Annotated in this window: 14 protein-coding genes and 3 riboswitches; of the genes, 4 read left to right on the forward strand and 10 right to left on the reverse strand. The window is 73.8% G+C overall.

The features are described 5' to 3' along the window. Positions 1 to 8 precede the first annotated feature (8 nt). Positions 9 to 141, reverse strand: a riboswitch (cobalamin riboswitch). 61 nt (positions 142 to 202) lie between these two features. Further along, on the forward strand, positions 203 to 1,426 hold the full coding sequence (cbiE, locus tag ASF35_RS00120; RefSeq protein ID WP_055961041.1) for a precorrin-6y C5,15-methyltransferase (decarboxylating) subunit CbiE: 1,224 nt from the start codon (positions 203 to 205) through the stop codon (positions 1,424 to 1,426). Further along, positions 1,423 to 2,175 carry a cobalt-precorrin-4/precorrin-4 C(11)-methyltransferase gene (locus ASF35_RS00125; RefSeq protein ID WP_055961043.1) on the forward strand — a complete coding sequence of 251 codons (753 nt, stop codon included), beginning with the start codon at positions 1,423 to 1,425 and terminating at the stop codon, positions 2,173 to 2,175. The genes cbiE and ASF35_RS00125 overlap by 4 nt, the downstream gene beginning before the upstream one ends. Before the next feature lie 24 nt (positions 2,176 to 2,199). Here ASF35_RS00125 and ASF35_RS00130 read toward each other — a convergent pair whose 3' ends face one another. From ASF35_RS00130 to ASF35_RS00175, 10 genes are all read right to left on the reverse strand, one after another. Then, positions 2,200 to 3,204, reverse strand: coding sequence for a hemolysin family protein (locus ASF35_RS00130; protein WP_055961047.1), 1,005 nt, complete (start codon positions 3,202 to 3,204; stop codon positions 2,200 to 2,202). Next, a complete protein-coding gene (locus tag ASF35_RS00135) occupies positions 3,204 to 4,610 on the reverse strand; it encodes a hemolysin family protein (protein ID WP_055965960.1) in 1,407 nt (468 codons plus the stop codon). Before ASF35_RS00135 ends, ASF35_RS00130 begins: the two co-directional genes overlap by 1 nt. A 272-nt stretch (positions 4,611 to 4,882) precedes the next feature. Then, entirely contained in the window at positions 4,883 to 6,388 is a 1,506-nt protein-coding gene (locus ASF35_RS00140; protein ID WP_055961050.1) for a precorrin-2 C(20)-methyltransferase, read from the reverse strand. A gap of 3 nt (positions 6,389 to 6,391) precedes the next feature. After that, positions 6,392 to 7,048: a precorrin-8X methylmutase gene (locus tag ASF35_RS00145; protein ID WP_055961054.1), complete on the reverse strand. Its 657-nt coding sequence runs from the start codon at positions 7,046 to 7,048 to the stop codon at positions 6,392 to 6,394. Further along, positions 7,045 to 7,947: a hypothetical protein gene (locus ASF35_RS00150; RefSeq protein ID WP_055961058.1), complete on the reverse strand. Its 903-nt coding sequence runs from the start codon at positions 7,945 to 7,947 to the stop codon at positions 7,045 to 7,047. The genes ASF35_RS00145 and ASF35_RS00150 overlap by 4 nt, the downstream gene beginning before the upstream one ends. 238 nt (positions 7,948 to 8,185) lie before the next feature. Beyond that, positions 8,186 to 8,953, reverse strand: a complete 768-nt coding sequence (locus ASF35_RS00155; protein WP_055961061.1) for an ABC transporter ATP-binding protein — start codon at positions 8,951 to 8,953, stop codon at positions 8,186 to 8,188. Continuing rightward, positions 8,950 to 10,035, reverse strand: coding sequence for an iron ABC transporter permease (locus tag ASF35_RS00160; RefSeq protein WP_235492831.1), 1,086 nt, complete (start codon positions 10,033 to 10,035; stop codon positions 8,950 to 8,952). Before ASF35_RS00160 ends, ASF35_RS00155 begins: the two co-directional genes overlap by 4 nt. Next, the gene (locus tag ASF35_RS00165; RefSeq protein ID WP_055961065.1) at positions 10,032 to 11,066 is read right to left on the reverse strand and encodes an ABC transporter substrate-binding protein; all 1,035 of its coding nucleotides are present in this window, start codon (positions 11,064 to 11,066) and stop codon (positions 10,032 to 10,034) included. Before ASF35_RS00165 ends, ASF35_RS00160 begins: the two co-directional genes overlap by 4 nt. 52 nt (positions 11,067 to 11,118) lie before the next feature. Beyond that, positions 11,119 to 11,242: riboswitch (cobalamin riboswitch) on the reverse strand. 11 nt (positions 11,243 to 11,253) lie between these two features. Continuing rightward, on the reverse strand, positions 11,254 to 12,333 hold the full coding sequence (gene cobT, locus ASF35_RS00170; protein WP_235492832.1) for a nicotinate-nucleotide--dimethylbenzimidazole phosphoribosyltransferase: 1,080 nt from the start codon (positions 12,331 to 12,333) through the stop codon (positions 11,254 to 11,256). Positions 12,334 to 12,366: 33 nt separating this feature from the next. Next, positions 12,367 to 12,873: a hypothetical protein gene (locus ASF35_RS00175; protein ID WP_055961069.1), complete on the reverse strand. Its 507-nt coding sequence runs from the start codon at positions 12,871 to 12,873 to the stop codon at positions 12,367 to 12,369. Positions 12,874 to 12,954: 81 nt separating this feature from the next. Here ASF35_RS00175 and ASF35_RS00180 point away from each other — a divergent pair, with 81 nt between their 5' ends. Together ASF35_RS00180 and ASF35_RS00185 are read left to right on the forward strand one after the other, a co-directional pair. Then, positions 12,955 to 13,482, forward strand: coding sequence for an SRPBCC family protein (locus tag ASF35_RS00180; RefSeq protein ID WP_055961072.1), 528 nt, complete (start codon positions 12,955 to 12,957; stop codon positions 13,480 to 13,482). Then, positions 13,479 to 14,117 (forward strand): (2Fe-2S)-binding protein, encoded by a 639-nt coding sequence (locus ASF35_RS00185; RefSeq protein ID WP_055961075.1) that lies wholly within the window; start codon positions 13,479 to 13,481, stop codon positions 14,115 to 14,117. The genes ASF35_RS00180 and ASF35_RS00185 overlap by 4 nt, the downstream gene beginning before the upstream one ends. A gap of 4 nt (positions 14,118 to 14,121) precedes the next feature. Next, positions 14,122 to 14,234: riboswitch (cobalamin riboswitch) on the forward strand. The last annotated feature ends 17 nt before the right edge of the window (positions 14,235 to 14,251 follow it).

Consider the following 14,251-nt stretch of genomic DNA (forward strand, 5'->3'; position numbering starts at 1 on the left):
GATCGCCATGGCTGGTTTGAGCGCGAGGCCGGTCTTCGGACTTCCACCCTCAGGTGGTCACCGCAGCGGACCCTGTGCCGGACTTGCACCGGCTTCCCGATTCTCCCCAGGTTCTGGGGCACCTCGCGTCATGTGAAGTTTGGTCGGGCGCCAGGCTACCGGGGCGCCGCCGTGCTGCGGCAACCCACTAGCCTCGCGAGACATGACCTCCGCTCGCTCCCCCCTCCTCGTCGTCGGGATCGGTGCCGATGGCTGGCCCGGGCTCGATGCCGCCCGCCGGGCCGTGGTCGAGTCGGCCGACGTCCTCCTGGGGGGCGAGCGGCACTTGGCGATGGTCCCCGTGGACGTGCCGGCCGAGCGCGTGCCGTGGCCGTCGCCCCTGCGCGACGGGCTTCCGGACCTGGTCTCCGGGTTCGAGGGGCGGCGCGTGGTCGCGCTCGCGTCGGGCGACCCGCTGGTCTCAGGCATCGGCACCACGCTCGTCGGCCTGCTCGGTGCCGACGCCGTCGAGGTGCTGCCGGGCGTCTCGTCCGTCGCCCTGGCGCGGGCACGGATGCGCTGGTCCGCGGAGTCGTCGGACGTCGTGACCGTGGTGGGCCGCGACGTGCACCGACTCGTGACCGCCTTCGCCCCGGGGGCCCGTCTGCTGGTGCTGTGCTCGGACGCGTCGACGCCCGCGGCCGTGGCCGCGCTGCTCGCGTCGCACGGCTACGGCATGAGCACGCTGACCGCACTCACCGACCTGGGTGCGGAGACCGAGTCCCGCACCGAGGGTGTCGCGACCACCTGGACGGACGACGTCGGCGCGCTGACCGTGCTGGCCGTCGAGGTCCGCGACGCGGGTGCGCGTGCGCTGCCGCTCGTGCCCGGCCTGCCCGACGACGCCTTCGAGCACGACGGCCAGGTCACCAAGCGCGACGTGCGGGCCAGCGCCCTCGCGCGCCTGGCCCCGACGCCCGGCGCCCTGCTGTGGGACGTCGGCGCGGGCGCCGGGTCGGTGTCAGTGGAGTGGGCGCGCACCCACCCGAGGTGCCGGGCCGTCGCCGTCGAGCGGGACGCCGAGCGTGCCGAGCGGATCGTCCGCAACACCCGCACCCTCGGCGTGCCCGAGGTGCAGGTGGTCACGGGCGCAGCGCCCGATGCGCTCGCCGACCTGGACACCCCCGACGCGGTGTTCGTCGGTGGCGGTGCGACGGTCCGCGGCGTGCTCGACGCCTGCTGGGGGGCGCTGCGCCCGGGTGGACGCCTGGTGGTGCACGGCGTCACGCTCGAGACCGAGCAGCTGCTCGTCGCGTGGCACGCCGAGCACGGCGGCGAGCTGGTGCGGCTGCTCGTCGAGACGGCCGCACCCCTCGGGTCGTTCACGTCGTGGACCCCGGCCCGTGCGGTGACGCAGTGGTCGGTCGTGAAGGAAGGACGCGCATGACCGTGCACGTGGTGGGCGCCGGACCCGGTGCCGCGGACCTCCTGACGGTGCGGGCCGTCCGGCTCCTCGAGCACGCCGACGTCGTGCTGTACGCCGGCACCTACGTCGACGCCGTGCTCGAGCACTGCCGACCCGACGCACGCCTCGTCGACACCCAGGACCTCGACCTCGACGCGATCACGGCCACGTGCGTCGACGGGCACGCGGCGGGACTCGAGGTGGTGCGGCTGTCGTCGGGCGACCCGTCGGTGTACTCGGCGCTGCACGAGCTGACGCGTCGGCTCGACGCCGCCGGCGTGCCGTGGGACGTCACCCCTGGAGTACCCGCCTACGCCGCGGCCGCGGCCCGCTTGGGGGTCGAGCTGACCGTGCCCGAGGTGGTGCAGTCGGTGGTTCTCACCCGCACCCAGGCGCGCTCCACCGCGATGCCGTCGAGCGAGGAGCTGGAGACCTTCGCGGCGACGGGTGCCACGTTGTGCCTGCACCTGGCCATCACCCGCACCCGTGACCTGGCCGACCGGCTCGCGGCCGTGCTCGGTGCCGAGACGCCCGTGGCGGTCGTCGCGAACGCGTCGCAGGACGCCGAGGTGGTGCTGCGCGGCACCCTCGCCGACGTGGCGGACCAGGTGGAGGCCGCGGGCCTGCGCCAGGCCGCCGTCATCCTCGTCGGGCCGGCGGTCTCGCGACCGGAGGGCGCTGAGTCCTACCTCTACTCCCCCACCCGCGACCGGTCCACCAAGCGCGGCTAGTCACTCCGTTTCGGACAGTGGGGACTAGGCGGGAACCTCGTCGAGCAGACGGGTCAGCACGTCGGCGAGGGTCACCACACCGACACCCCGCGCCGTGCGGACCACCGCGAGATGCTGGCTGGTGTCCCGCATCGCGGTCAACGCCTCGTGCACCGGGGTGGCTGCGTCGAGGAAGAACGGATCGCGCACCAGGTCGGCCACGCCCTCGTCACGGTCGCGCACGAGCGTCTCGCGCACGTGCACCACCCCGTGCACCTCGTCTCCGTCGACCACGAGGATCCGCAGGTGCCCGCTGCGCTCGGCCGCGGCCTGCACGTCGGCCACGGTGACCCCCGGAGCCACTGACGTCGGCCCGGCCCCGGGTCGCAGCAGGTCGCCGACGGTGAGGTCGCGCAGCGCGAGCACCCGCGACAGCGACCTGGAGTACCCGGCCTCGAGCGCCCCGGCCTCGGCAGAGTGCTTCACGAGGTGACGCAGGTCGTCGGGGTCGGAGCCGGCGGCCACGGTGTCGACCGGATCGACGCCGACGATCACCAGGCACCGGTTCGCCGCGTTGTTGAGCAACGTGAGCACCGGACGCGTGAACCACATGAAGGCGCGCATCGGGATGGCGAGCAGGGTGGCGGAGCGCTCGGGGTGGGCGATCGCCCACGACTTCGGCATCATCTCGCCGACCACGAGGTGCAGGAACGTCATGACGACGAGCGCGAGCACGAAGCCCGTGGCGTCGGCCACCCAGTACGGCATGCCCCAGTCCTCGAAGACGGGCGTGAGGGCGTAGTGCACCGCGGGCTTGGCGGTGGCGCCGAGCGCGAGAACGCAGAGCGTGATGCCCAGCTGGGAACCAGCCAGCAGCACGGTGAGCTCCGACGACGAGCGCAGGGCGGCGCGCGCGGCCCGGCTGTGGGGTGCAGCGTCCTCGAGGCGGTGTCGCTTGGCCGCGAGCAGCGCGAACTCGACGGCGACGAAGAAGGCGCTCGCCGCGATGATGAGGACGGTGACCGCGAGGACCACCCAGGGGTTGCTCATCACTTCACCTCTCCGTCGTGCGTGGACTCGTCGCGGGAGGGCTCGGGCTCGTAGGGCCTGACCACCCAGCTCACCCGCACCGACGACGGCACGTAGTGCTCGACCTCGAGCACCTCGAGCCGCAGGCGTGGAGCGTCGGGCTGGTCGTCGAGCACGAGCGTGGCGGCGTCGGGCGGCAGGTCGACCTCGATGCTCGCGCCCACCTCGGGCAGGGCCCCGGCCTCCGCGATGACGAGGCCCGCCAGGGTCTCGACATCGTCGAGCTCGGGCAGGTCGTGCTCGAGCACGCGCTCCACCTCGTCGAGATGCGCGTCGCCGGAGAACAGCCACGCGTCGTCGCCCTGGGGCACGGCGAGGGGACGTTCGTCGTCGTGCTCGTCGGTGATCTCGCCGACCAGCTCCTCGGCCAGGTCCTCGAGGGTGAGGACCCCGGCCAGGCCACCGTGCTCGTCGATGACGCACGCCAGCTGCGACCGCGTCTCCTCCAACGTCCGGCGGGCGGCCGGCAGCAGCATGATGTCGGGCACCACGACGGCGTCCCGGGCGAGGTCGGCGGCGGTGCTGCTGGTCGGGCCGCTCGTGGCGGTCATGACGTCGATGAGGTGCACCACGCCGACGAGGCGCTCGTCGTCGTCGAGCACCGGGTAACGCGAGTGGCCGGTGGCCATCTCTTCGCGCAGGCGCGCGACCGTGTCGTCGGAGCGCACGACGTCGACACGGCTGCGCGGGATCATCGCGTGCTCGACGTCGCGCCGCGGGAAGTCGATCGCCCGGTCGAGCAGGAACGACAGGTCACGCGGCAGGTCGCCGCTGTCGCGCGACTCGGCCACGATGTGCTCGAGGTCGCGGGCGGTGGCGGTGCTGTCGACGTCGTGGACGGGCTCGATGCGCAGCGCGCGCAGCAGCACGTTGGCCGACTGGTCGAAGAACCAGATGAGCCAGCCGAAGAGCTTGAGGTACAGGGTGGTGGAGACGGCGAGCCAGCGGGCCACGGGCTCCGGGCGGGCGATGGCCAGGTTCTTCGGGAACAGCTCGCCGAAGATCATCTGCACGAAGGTGGCGAACACGAGCGCGAGCACCGTGCCGATGCCGATGCCGACGGCGGTCGGGACGCCGACCCCGCCGAGGATGTCCCCGAACGCCCGTCCGATGAGTGGTTCGGCGACGTAGCCCACGAGCAGTCCCGTGATCGTGATGCCCAGCTGGGCGCCGGACAGCATGAACGACGTCCGGTCGGTGACCGCGAGGGCACGTTGCGCGCCCTTGTCGCCCTGCGCCGCGCGGGCGTTGAGCCGCGACCGGTCGACGGTCATGTACGCGAACTCCTGGGCGACGAAGTAGCCCGTCGCGGCGGTGATGGCGAGCACCACCAGGAGGCCGAGGAGGAGGGAGAGGACCGTGATCACCGCACGCACCCTTCCGGGTCACGGGTGGTCACGGTCTGGGGACTTCGACTGGGGTCCATGGCTCTCTCGTCGAGGGTGGGGAACGTCAGGTCAACGTGCCACGGGTACGGAGAGTTCCACGCCGTTCATCGTCGGCCGTGGAGTCCCACCCTCTGCTCCCCCACCCGCGACCGGTCCACCAAGCGCCGCTAGGCCGTCCGTTGTGGACAGTTCCGGGGCACTGGAGACGTCCCGAGTGCCCCGGAAGTGTCCGAAACGTGGGGATCAGGCGGTCAGGGCTCGACGGAGCGGGGGGTCCAGACGGCGCCGGTGGGGCTGACGCGGGTGGTCGAGGAGCCGACGACCAGCAGGCACTTCATGTCGATCGACTCCGGGTCCAGCTCGTGCAGGGTGGTCACGACGAGGGACTCCTCGGCGCGGCCGACGTCGCGGCCCACGACCACCACGGTGCCGGGATCGCGGTGCTCGAGCAGGATGCGCCGCATGTCCGCGACCTGGGTGGTGCGCGAGCGGGACCGCGGGTTGTAGACGGCCAGCACGAGGTCGGCGTCGGCCACGGCGCGCAGCCGCCTCTCGACGACCGACCACGGCTTCAGCCGGTCCGACAGGCTCATGACCGCGAAGTCACCGCCGATCGGTGCCCCCGCCCGCGCCGCCACGGCCTGGACGGCGGAGACGCCCGGCACCACCCGGACCACGACGTCGTGCAGGTCCGAGCGCGCCTCCTGCGCCTCCAGCACCGCGGTGGCCATGCCGAACACGCCCGCGTCGCCGCCCGACACGACGGCCACCCGCTCACCCGCCCGAGCGAGCTCCAGCGCGTGGGTGGCGCGGTCGATCTCGACCGTGTTCCCCGACGCGTGCCGGACGAGCCCGAGCCGCTGCGGCACCCTCGCCACGTACGGCGCGTAGCCCACCACGTGCCCCACGCGCGACAGCTCGTCGGACGCCTCGGGCGTGAGCCAGCCGTCGGGCCCGGGTCCCAGCCCGACCACGACGACCTCTCCCTGAGCGGCCTCGGCCGCACCCGCGGACGGCTCCGGGGCGTCGTAGCGCCGGCCGTGGCCGTCGCCCGGGACCACGACGAGCGAGAAGTACGGCACCGACGACGGGTCGACGTCGGCGACGGGCATCCACCGCTGCTCGGGCATGGAGGCGCGCTCGACGTAGAGCGCCGCGTCGAGCCGTCCGGCCTGCTCCAGCGCGGAGCGGACGGCCGGGAACGTGCGGCCGAGCTTCATGATGATCGCGCCGTCGGTGTCGGCGAGCCGTCGGGCCAGCTCGGCCTCCGGGAGCGTCCCGGGCAGCACGGTCAGCACGTCGGTCTGGCGCACCAACGGGGTGGCGGCCAGCGCCGTGGCGGCGGCGAACGCCGGGACCCCGGCCACCACCTCCGTCTCGAAGTCGCCGGACAGCCGGTCGTGCAGGTACATGAACGAGCCGTAGAACATCGGGTCGCCCTCGGCGAGCACCACGACGTCGCGGCCCGCAGCCAGGTGGGCACGCAGGCGCTCGGCGCACTCCTCGTAGAAGTCGGCCATCGCGCCCGCGTAGCCACCGGGGTGCTGCACCTCTCCCGTGGTGACCGGGTACTGCAGCACCTCCTCGGTGACGCCCTCGGGCACCAGGTCGTCGACGATCCGCCGCGCGTTCGAGCGCTTGCCGACGCCCTGGTGGTAGGCGACGACGTCCGCGTCGCGGATGAGCCGAGCGGTCTTGAGCGTCACCAGCTCCGGGTCGCCGGGACCGACCCCGACGCCGAACAGTCGTCCAGACATGGGCTACTCCTCCTCCTGCGCCAGCGCGTTGAGGGCCGACGCCGCCATGGCCGAGCCACCCCGACGCCCGCGCACGGTCACGAACGGCACGTCGATGCCGTGGGTGTCGGCGAACGACGCGAGCGCGTCCTTCGACTCGGCAGCACCGATGAAGCCCACTGGCACCCCCACGACGGCCGCCGGTCTGGGCGCACCGTCGGCCAGCAGCTCCAGCAGGTGGAACAGGGCCGTGGGCGCGTTGCCGATCGCCACGACCGCACCGTCGAGCCGGTCGCCCCACAACGAGAGCGCGGCCGCCGACCGGGTGGTCCCCCACTCCCGCGCCAGGTCCGGCACCCGCTCGTCGCGCAGCAGGCACAGCACGTCGTTGTCCTGCGGGAGCCGCGCCCGGGTGACTCCGGAGGCCACCATCGTCGCGTCGCACAGGATCGGTGCGCCCGACCGCAGCGCCGCTCGCGCCGACGACACCAGCCGCGGGTGGACCACGAGGTCGTCGACCAGGTCCGTCTGCCCGGTGCCGTGGATCATCCGCACCGCCACCTTCTCGGCGTCGGCGGGGATGCGCGACAGGTCGGTCTCCCGCCGGATCGTCGCGAAGGAGTCGACGTAGATGGCAGCGCCGCTGCCCTCGTAGTCGAAGCGTCGGGTGGGGGCTCTCATGCGGTCTCCGGAGGTCGTGCGGGCAGATCGGGCAGGACGACGCTGCGCCACGGCGTGACCACCAGCTCGGCGCCGGCGCGGGCGAGCAGCGCGTCGACGTCGGGACGGCGCAGCACGCCGCCGGGCACGGTGACGTGCTCGTAGGCGAGCCCGTCGTCCTGGCGGCCGACGCCCTCGGGCAGGGGCAGGGCGCGCACCTGGGTGCGCAGGTCGCGGGCGTGCAGGTCGCCCATGACCGCGGCGCCGTGCTCCGGCAGGTCGTCGACGTGCCAGGTGCCGACGTCCGGACGGACCCGCTGGAACCGGTGGGCCAGTGCCATGAGCACGTCCGGCAGGACGTCGAGCGGCACGACCTCGCCCCAGTGCCGACCGGCCCGGACCTGCGCGTGGCCTGCGTCGACCGCCACGGCTCCGAGGTCGAGGGTCCGGTCGACGAGGTCGCCGCGGCCGTCGTCGAGGACGACGAGGAACCGCGCGGACAGCTCGGCCAGGGCGTCGTCACCGCGCAGCAGCGCGTCGTACCGCTCGGCGACGGGGCGAAGGTCGGCGAGCCCGCCGCTGCGTCCCGACAGCGGGGACACCATGACGTTGCGCACCAGCTCGTGGGTGCGGCTCGGCAGGAGGCCGGTGGACTCGAGTTCGGCCACCACGACCGGGGGGACGAGACCGTCGGGGGCAGCCAGCCCACGGACCTGCAGGTTCGCCCGCCGGGTCAGCGCGACGGTCCCGTCGCCGTGCCGCTCGGCCACGTCGACGAGCCGCGCGAGCGCACGCGACGGCAGCCGCCCGCCGACCAGCCTGAGCCGCACGAGCGCGCCGTCGTCGGCGATCCAGGGACGCAGCACACCGGGGCATCGGTCGGCGCGGTCGCGAGCGCTGCCGTCAGGGCCGGGGCTCATGGCTCCATCCTCGTTCGACGATGGCGGGGAGTGACGTTCGTCGCCGATGCGTGGACGGACGGGTCGCGACGACCGCGACGTGGATCACCCCACACCAGGGGTGTCGTTTCGTCTTCAACCACGTTGTACGCAGTGACGGCGCGCGTGCACCACTCCCAACGCCGCGTGCCGGGTGGGCCGGGTCGACGCCTTCTCCCAGGGCGGTACGACCCGGCCCCACAGGGAAGCTCCCCGGACGTCATGCGCCGGTCACCCCGGTGAACCTCACGTGCGGCACCTCGTCCACGACGGTCACGACCGCCTGCACGTCGTAGACGTCGGCCACGAGCTCGGCGGTGAGCACCTCGGCGGGTGGCCCCGCGACCCGGACCCGACCGTCGGCCAGCACGACGAGGGCGTCGCAGTACGTGGCCGCCAGGTTGAGGTCGTGCAGCGCCATCACGGTGGTGGTGCGTGCCGCCCGCACCAGCTCCAGGAGCTCCAGCTGGTGGCGGACGTCGAGGTGGTTGGTGGGCTCGTCGAGCAGCAGCTCGGTCGGCTCCTGGGCCAGCGCCCTGGCGATCTGCACCCGCTGGCGCTCGCCCCCGGAGAGCGTCGAGTAGGCGCGGTCGAGCACGTGCGACGTGCGCGTGGTGCGGGCGGCCCGCTCGACGACGGCCCGGTCCGCGGCGGACGTGGGAGCCCACGTCGAGCGGTGCGGCAGCCGACCGAGACCGATGACGTCGCGCACGGTCGGCTGGGTGTCGGTGGTGACGTCCTGGTCGACCACGGCGAGACGACGCGCCACCTGCCGTCGGCTCAGCTGCGTCACGTCGTCCTCACCCAGACGCACGACCCCCGAGGAGGCCGGTCGCAGACCGGCGAGGAGTCGCAGCAGCGACGACTTGCCGGACCCGTTGGGACCGAGCAGGCCGACGGTGCTGCCGGGCCGGACGTCGAGGTCCACGCCGTCGACGATCAGCCGGTCGCGCACCCCCCACGAGACGGTGCGGGCGCTGATGCTCATGAGCGCTGCCTCCGCCGCAGGAGGATCACGACGAACGCCGGCACGCCCACGAGCGCCGTGGCCACGCCGACCGGCAGCTCCTGCGGAGCGATGACCGTGCGCGCGCCGACGTCGACCCACACCAGGAAGATCGCGCCCAGCACGGCGGAGACGGGCACGAGCACCCGGTGCCGCGCCCCCACCACGGCTCGTGCGGCGTGCGGCAGCACGAGCCCGACGAACCCGATGGCGCCGGACGTCGACACGATGACGGCGGTCATGAGGGCCGTGACCACGAGGAGCAGCAGCCGGATGCGCAGCACGGAGACCCCGAGCGCGGCCGCCGCGTCCTCGCCGAACGTGAACGCGTCGAGCGCCCCGGCCGCGAGCCAGCAGACCACCAGGCCCGCCAGCACCAGCCCCCCGCACACCAGGACGTCGCGCCACGACGCGGTGCCGAGCGAGCCGAGCAGCCAGAACAGCACGCCCCGGGTCTGCTCGGCGTCGGCGGCGGTGAACACGATGAACGAGGTGAGCGCGGCGAACAGCTGGGTGGCCGCGACGCCCGCGAGGATCATCCGGTCGGTCGTCCCGCCGGAGGCCATGCCCAGGACGAGCACGAGCCCGAAGGCCAGCAGCGCCCCGACGAACGCCCCGGAGGCCAGCGTGGCCGAGCCGGCTCCGACACCCAGCACCACGATGGCCACGGCACCGGTGGATGCGCCCGAGGAGATGCCGAGCACGAACGGGTCGGCCAGCGGGTTGCGCAGCAGCGACTGCAGCACCACGCCGCACAGGGCCAGCCCGGCGCCGCAGGCTGCGGCCAGCACCGCCCGCGGGAGGCGCAGGTCCCATACGATCGCCTCCTGGATGCCGGTGAGGCCCGACGACCCGAGCCCGACCTTGGCCAGCGCGACCGCCACGGCGTCGCGCGGGCCGAGGTCCGACGGCCCGATCGTGGTGGCGACCGCGATCGACACCGCGAGCGCGGCGAGGGTCACCACGCCCAGCACCAGACCGCGTCGGGAGCCCCGAGCCCCCCGGTCGGGCGGTGTCTCGGCGTCGCCCGGCGCCTCGCGCTCGTCGACCAGCAGGGAGGTCACGACGGCGAGATCCCCAGGTCGCGCAGGCCCGCGGCGACCTTCTCGACGGCGTCGACCGTGCGGATCGACGGGTTGAGCTCGGCGCCGGCCAGCAGCACGTAGCGCTTCTCCTTGACCGCGGTCATCTCCCGCGTGACCGGGTTGGACTCCAGGAACGCGATCTTGGCCTTGCCGCTCTCCGCGGTCTGGCTCCTGCGGGTCAGGTCCCCGATGACGAGGACGTCGGGATCGGTGGCCGCGATCGACTCCCACCCGATCTGCGGCCACTCGTCCTGCTCGCCCTCGAACACGTTGTCCAGGCCCAGCGCTCGCGTGATGATGCCCGGCCCCCCGCAGCAGCCCGCGGCGTAGGGCGCCTCGGAGTTGGCGAACCAGTAGAAGACCGACGTGCCGTCGAAGTCGGCCGCGGCGGCGTCGGCCATGCGCTCCTCGAGCGAGGCGACGAGGTCCTCGCCGGCCTGCTCCTCGCCCACGAGCGCGGCGAGGTCGCGGACCTCCGTGTAGATCGACTCCATCTCGAGCGGCTCGTCACGGGTGCCGTCACCGGCGCCGAAGTCGGACTTCTCGCACTCGACGGCCGACAGGTAGGCGGGGACGCCCAGGCCGGCCAGCTTCTCGGGCGTGGTCACGCCGCCCTCGCTGAGGGTGTTCGCGAACGACGCGGTCACGAGGTCGGGCTCGGTCGCGAGCAGGTCCTCGTACGACGGCGCCTGGTCCGCGAGACGCTCGACCGTCGCGTTCTCCTCGGCCAGCGACGGCAGGATCGGGTCGGTCCAGCCCGCGGCACCCGCCATGCGGTCGGCCACGCCGAGGCTCAGCAGGATCTCGGTGCTGCCCTGGTTCAGGGACACGATGCGCTGCGGCGGGCTCTCGACGGTGACGTCACGGTCGCAGCGTTCGACCGTGACCGGGAAGCCGCTCGTGGACGCGGCCGACGTCGAGGACCCTGAGTCGGTCGACGAGCCGCACGCGGCGAGGAGCGTAGCCGCCAGCAGGGCGGCGGAGAGGGAGGGGCTGAAGCGTGGTCGCATCGCGATCCTTCGCTCGGGGGTCCGTTGCGCGAGACCCGGTGGAGCCCCACGGCGAGTGCCGCGGGTCGCCAGCGGGTGTCGGACTCAGGCGTCGCCGCCCATACCGTTGCGCGTCAGTCCCGGACTCTCACCGGGTTCCCTCGCGTGGCAGCCGCACCGTAGCACTCCCGTTCGACGCCCGGCCGACTCAGCCGCCCAGGACCTCCGACAGCAGCGCGACGTCGCGCAGGAGCAGCGCCGCGGAGCGCACCAGCGGCACGGCGGCGACGGCGCCGCTGCCCTCACCGAGCCGCATACCGAGGTCGAGCAGGGGCTCCAGGCCGAGCTTCTCGAGGGCGAAGCCCTGCGCCGGCTCGGTGGAGCGGTGGCCGGCGGCGAACCAGGCGGCTGCACCGGGTGCGAGGTCGTCGGCGGTCAGGGCGCAGGCCACGGAGATGAGTCCGTCGAGCAGCACGGGGACACCCGCCTCGGCCGCGGCGACGAGGAAGCCGACGGTCGCGGCGAGGTCGGCACTGCCGAGCGCGGTGAGCCGGTCCACGGGGTCGGCCACACGCTCGCCGGCACGGTCCAGCGCGGTCTGGACGACCTCGGCCTTGCGGGCCAGACCTGCGTCGTCGATGCCGGTCCCGCGACCCACGACCTCGACGCCGGGGAGGCCGAGCGACGCGGCCACGAGCGCGGCCGACGGGGTCGTGTTGCCGATGCCCATGTCGCCGGTGACCAGCAGCTGCGCACCCGACGCGATCTCCTGCGCCGCGATCGTGCGACCGTGCTCGATCGCCAGACCCGTCTCCTCGGACGTGAGCGCGTCCTCGACGTCGATGGAGCCGCAGCCGCGCCGCACCTTGAAGACGCGGACCTCGTCGGGCAGGCCGTCGAGGTCGTCGTCAACGCCGAGGTCGAGCACGCGCAGGCTCACGCCGTGCTGGGCGGCGAGCACGCTCACGCCGGCCCGGCCGGACGCGAAGGTCCGGACCATGGCGGGGGTGACGGCGCTCGGGAACGCGGAGACGCCCGAGCCGACCACGCCGTGGTCGCCGGCGAGCACGACGGCCCGAACGTTCTCGACCGGACGCGGCGGCACCTCGCCCTGCGTGGCGGCGATCCAGCAGGCCAGGTCGCCGAGACGTCCGAGCGCGCCGGGGGGCGTGGCGAGGTCGGCCAGTCGGGCGGCGGCAGCGGCGTGGGCCGCGGCGTCCGGCGGGCGCACGGAGGTGGGGGACGTCAGGTCAGGCACGCTGTGGTCGGGCGCAGTGTGGTCAGGCACGGGGGAACCGTACCGAGTGCCCAGCGGACCTCATCAGTGCCAGCCGTGCTCGGCGAGACGTCGCGCGACCATCACCGGGACGCCGGGCAGCCGCGCCGAGAGGTTGCAGGCCTCCCCCACCGCATACCGAACGGGGTGCGACGCTCCCAGTACCAGCAGGTCCTGCCCCGACGACGGCGGCACCACGAGGTCGAAGGCCTGGACGGTGCCGCGAGCGGCCCAGAGCCGCAGCACCCGTCCGTCGAGGACCACGGCGACCTTCTCGTGGTCGTAGAGCTGGGTGTAGCCCATCGGGACGTGCCTCAGGACGGCCCCGTCGTGCGGGCGACCGGCCGTGTAGGCGTGGGTGAGACCGCGACTCGTGCGGTGGAACCGGGCGACGTCGTCGTGGTCGATGCCGAACAGGTCCACCCGGCCGGCCCCGATCTCGGCGTCCGGCGGGTGCGTGCACGTCGGCACCTCGACGGCGGGCAGGCGCGGCGGAGCCGGGTCGCGCCAGCTGGTGCTGTCGGTCACCTCGCGCAGGTCCATGGCGGTCATGCTGGCACGGGGGTGCGAGCCGCGTCACGACGTCGCACCTTCCCTCGGTGCGAGCACGTGCACGCGAGTAGCCTCCCCTGCATGTCCCGAGCCCTCACCGTCAGCGACACCGTGGTCGTCGGCGTCGACCCGGAGACCGCCTACGCCGCGGTCAGCGACGTGCGGCAGATGGGGCGCTGGAGTCCCGAGAACACCGGCGCGACGCTTGCCGATCCCGACGCTCCCGTGGTCAAGGGCACGGTGTTCGTCGGCGACAACAAGCGCGGTCGCGGCCGGTGGCGGACCCGCTGCGTCGTGACCATCGCCGAGCCCGGCCGACGGTTCGCCTTCGACGTGCGTGCGTGGGGCCTGGGCGAGCGGCTGCTGCCGGTGCGCGTCGCCACGTGGGAGTACGCCTTCGAGCCGGCCGTGGGAGGCACGCTCGTCACGGAGACCTGGGTCGACGGCCGCAAGGGCTGGCCCGACTGGACGGCCTCGGTGTTCGACCGCGTGGCCACCGGGCGGGACTCCTTCGCCACGTTCCAGCGCGGCAACATCCGGCGCACGCTCGACCGGCTCAAGCGCGAGCTGGAGGCGGACCGGGAGCGTGAGCCCGGGTCACCCGAGTGACCGCGCTCGCCCGGCTGGGCGAGTTCTTCGCCGTCGAGCAGACCGTGACGGGCGAGGGCTGGCACCCCCTCGCGGAGCTGCTCGACGGCCCGTTCCCGGACCACCGCGTCGTCGCGGCGCACCTGGTCCTCCGGTCCCGCTCGAATGCCGAGGTGGAACCCCGTGTGGCCGCCTCGATCGCGTCGCTCGGTCTCTTCGCCCGGCTGCTGTCGCCGACGATCGGGGCCCTGCTGCTCGACGTCGACGCCCCGGCCGACCTCCACTGGCGTGAGCAGCCCACCGGGACCTTCCCTCTCGCGGCCGGCGCCTGGGGTCCGGCCGACCTGCACGCCGTCCTGTCCGACGTGGTCGAGCCCCTCGCCCGTCGTCTGCACGCCGCCCATGGCCTGTCGGAGCAGGTGCTGGCGGGCAACGCGTCGTCCGCGGCGTTCGGTGCGCTGAGGATGGCCACGCTCGCCCGGCCCGACCTGCGCGACGCGGCGCTCGACGTCGGCGCCGCCGCGCTCACCCACCCCTACCTCGCGGGCACCGGCGACGTGGGACCGCCGTACGTGCGCCGCTCCTGCTGCCTCTACTACCGGATCCCCGGCGGCGGGTACTGCGGCGACTGCGTGATCCCGGCGCGAGGCCGCTAGGCTGACCGCGATCCGTCGCCGCGGATCAGGGAAGCCGGTGCGAGTCCGGCGCGGTTCCGCCACTGTGACGCCTGCCTGCAGGCCAGCCAGACACCTTCCGCGGCGACTCCCACCGCACGGGGCGAGAACCCCGA

It is taken from the genome of Aeromicrobium sp. Leaf291, assembly GCF_001423365.1.
Lineage (GTDB): Bacteria > Actinomycetota > Actinomycetes > Propionibacteriales > Nocardioidaceae > Aeromicrobium.

Coding starts and splice junctions, on each gene's coding strand:
- cbiE (WP_055961041.1), top strand. CDS start 203: ATGACCTCCGCTCGCTCCCCCCTCCTCGTCGTCGGGATCGGTGCCGAT.
- ASF35_RS00125 (WP_055961043.1), top strand. CDS start 1,423: ATGACCGTGCACGTGGTGGGCGCCGGACCCGGTGCCGCGGACCTCCTG.
- ASF35_RS00130 (WP_055961047.1), bottom strand. CDS start 3,204: ATGAGCAACCCCTGGGTGGTCCTCGCGGTCACCGTCCTCATCATCGCG.
- ASF35_RS00140 (WP_055961050.1), bottom strand. CDS start 6,388: ATGTCTGGACGACTGTTCGGCGTCGGGGTCGGTCCCGGCGACCCGGAG.
- ASF35_RS00145 (WP_055961054.1), bottom strand. CDS start 7,048: ATGAGAGCCCCCACCCGACGCTTCGACTACGAGGGCAGCGGCGCTGCC.
- ASF35_RS00150 (WP_055961058.1), bottom strand. CDS start 7,947: ATGAGCCCCGGCCCTGACGGCAGCGCTCGCGACCGCGCCGACCGATGC.
- ASF35_RS00155 (WP_055961061.1), bottom strand. CDS start 8,953: ATGAGCATCAGCGCCCGCACCGTCTCGTGGGGGGTGCGCGACCGGCTG.
- ASF35_RS00165 (WP_055961065.1), bottom strand. CDS start 11,066: ATGCGACCACGCTTCAGCCCCTCCCTCTCCGCCGCCCTGCTGGCGGCT.
- ASF35_RS00175 (WP_055961069.1), bottom strand. CDS start 12,873: ATGACCGCCATGGACCTGCGCGAGGTGACCGACAGCACCAGCTGGCGC.
- ASF35_RS00180 (WP_055961072.1), top strand. CDS start 12,955: ATGTCCCGAGCCCTCACCGTCAGCGACACCGTGGTCGTCGGCGTCGAC.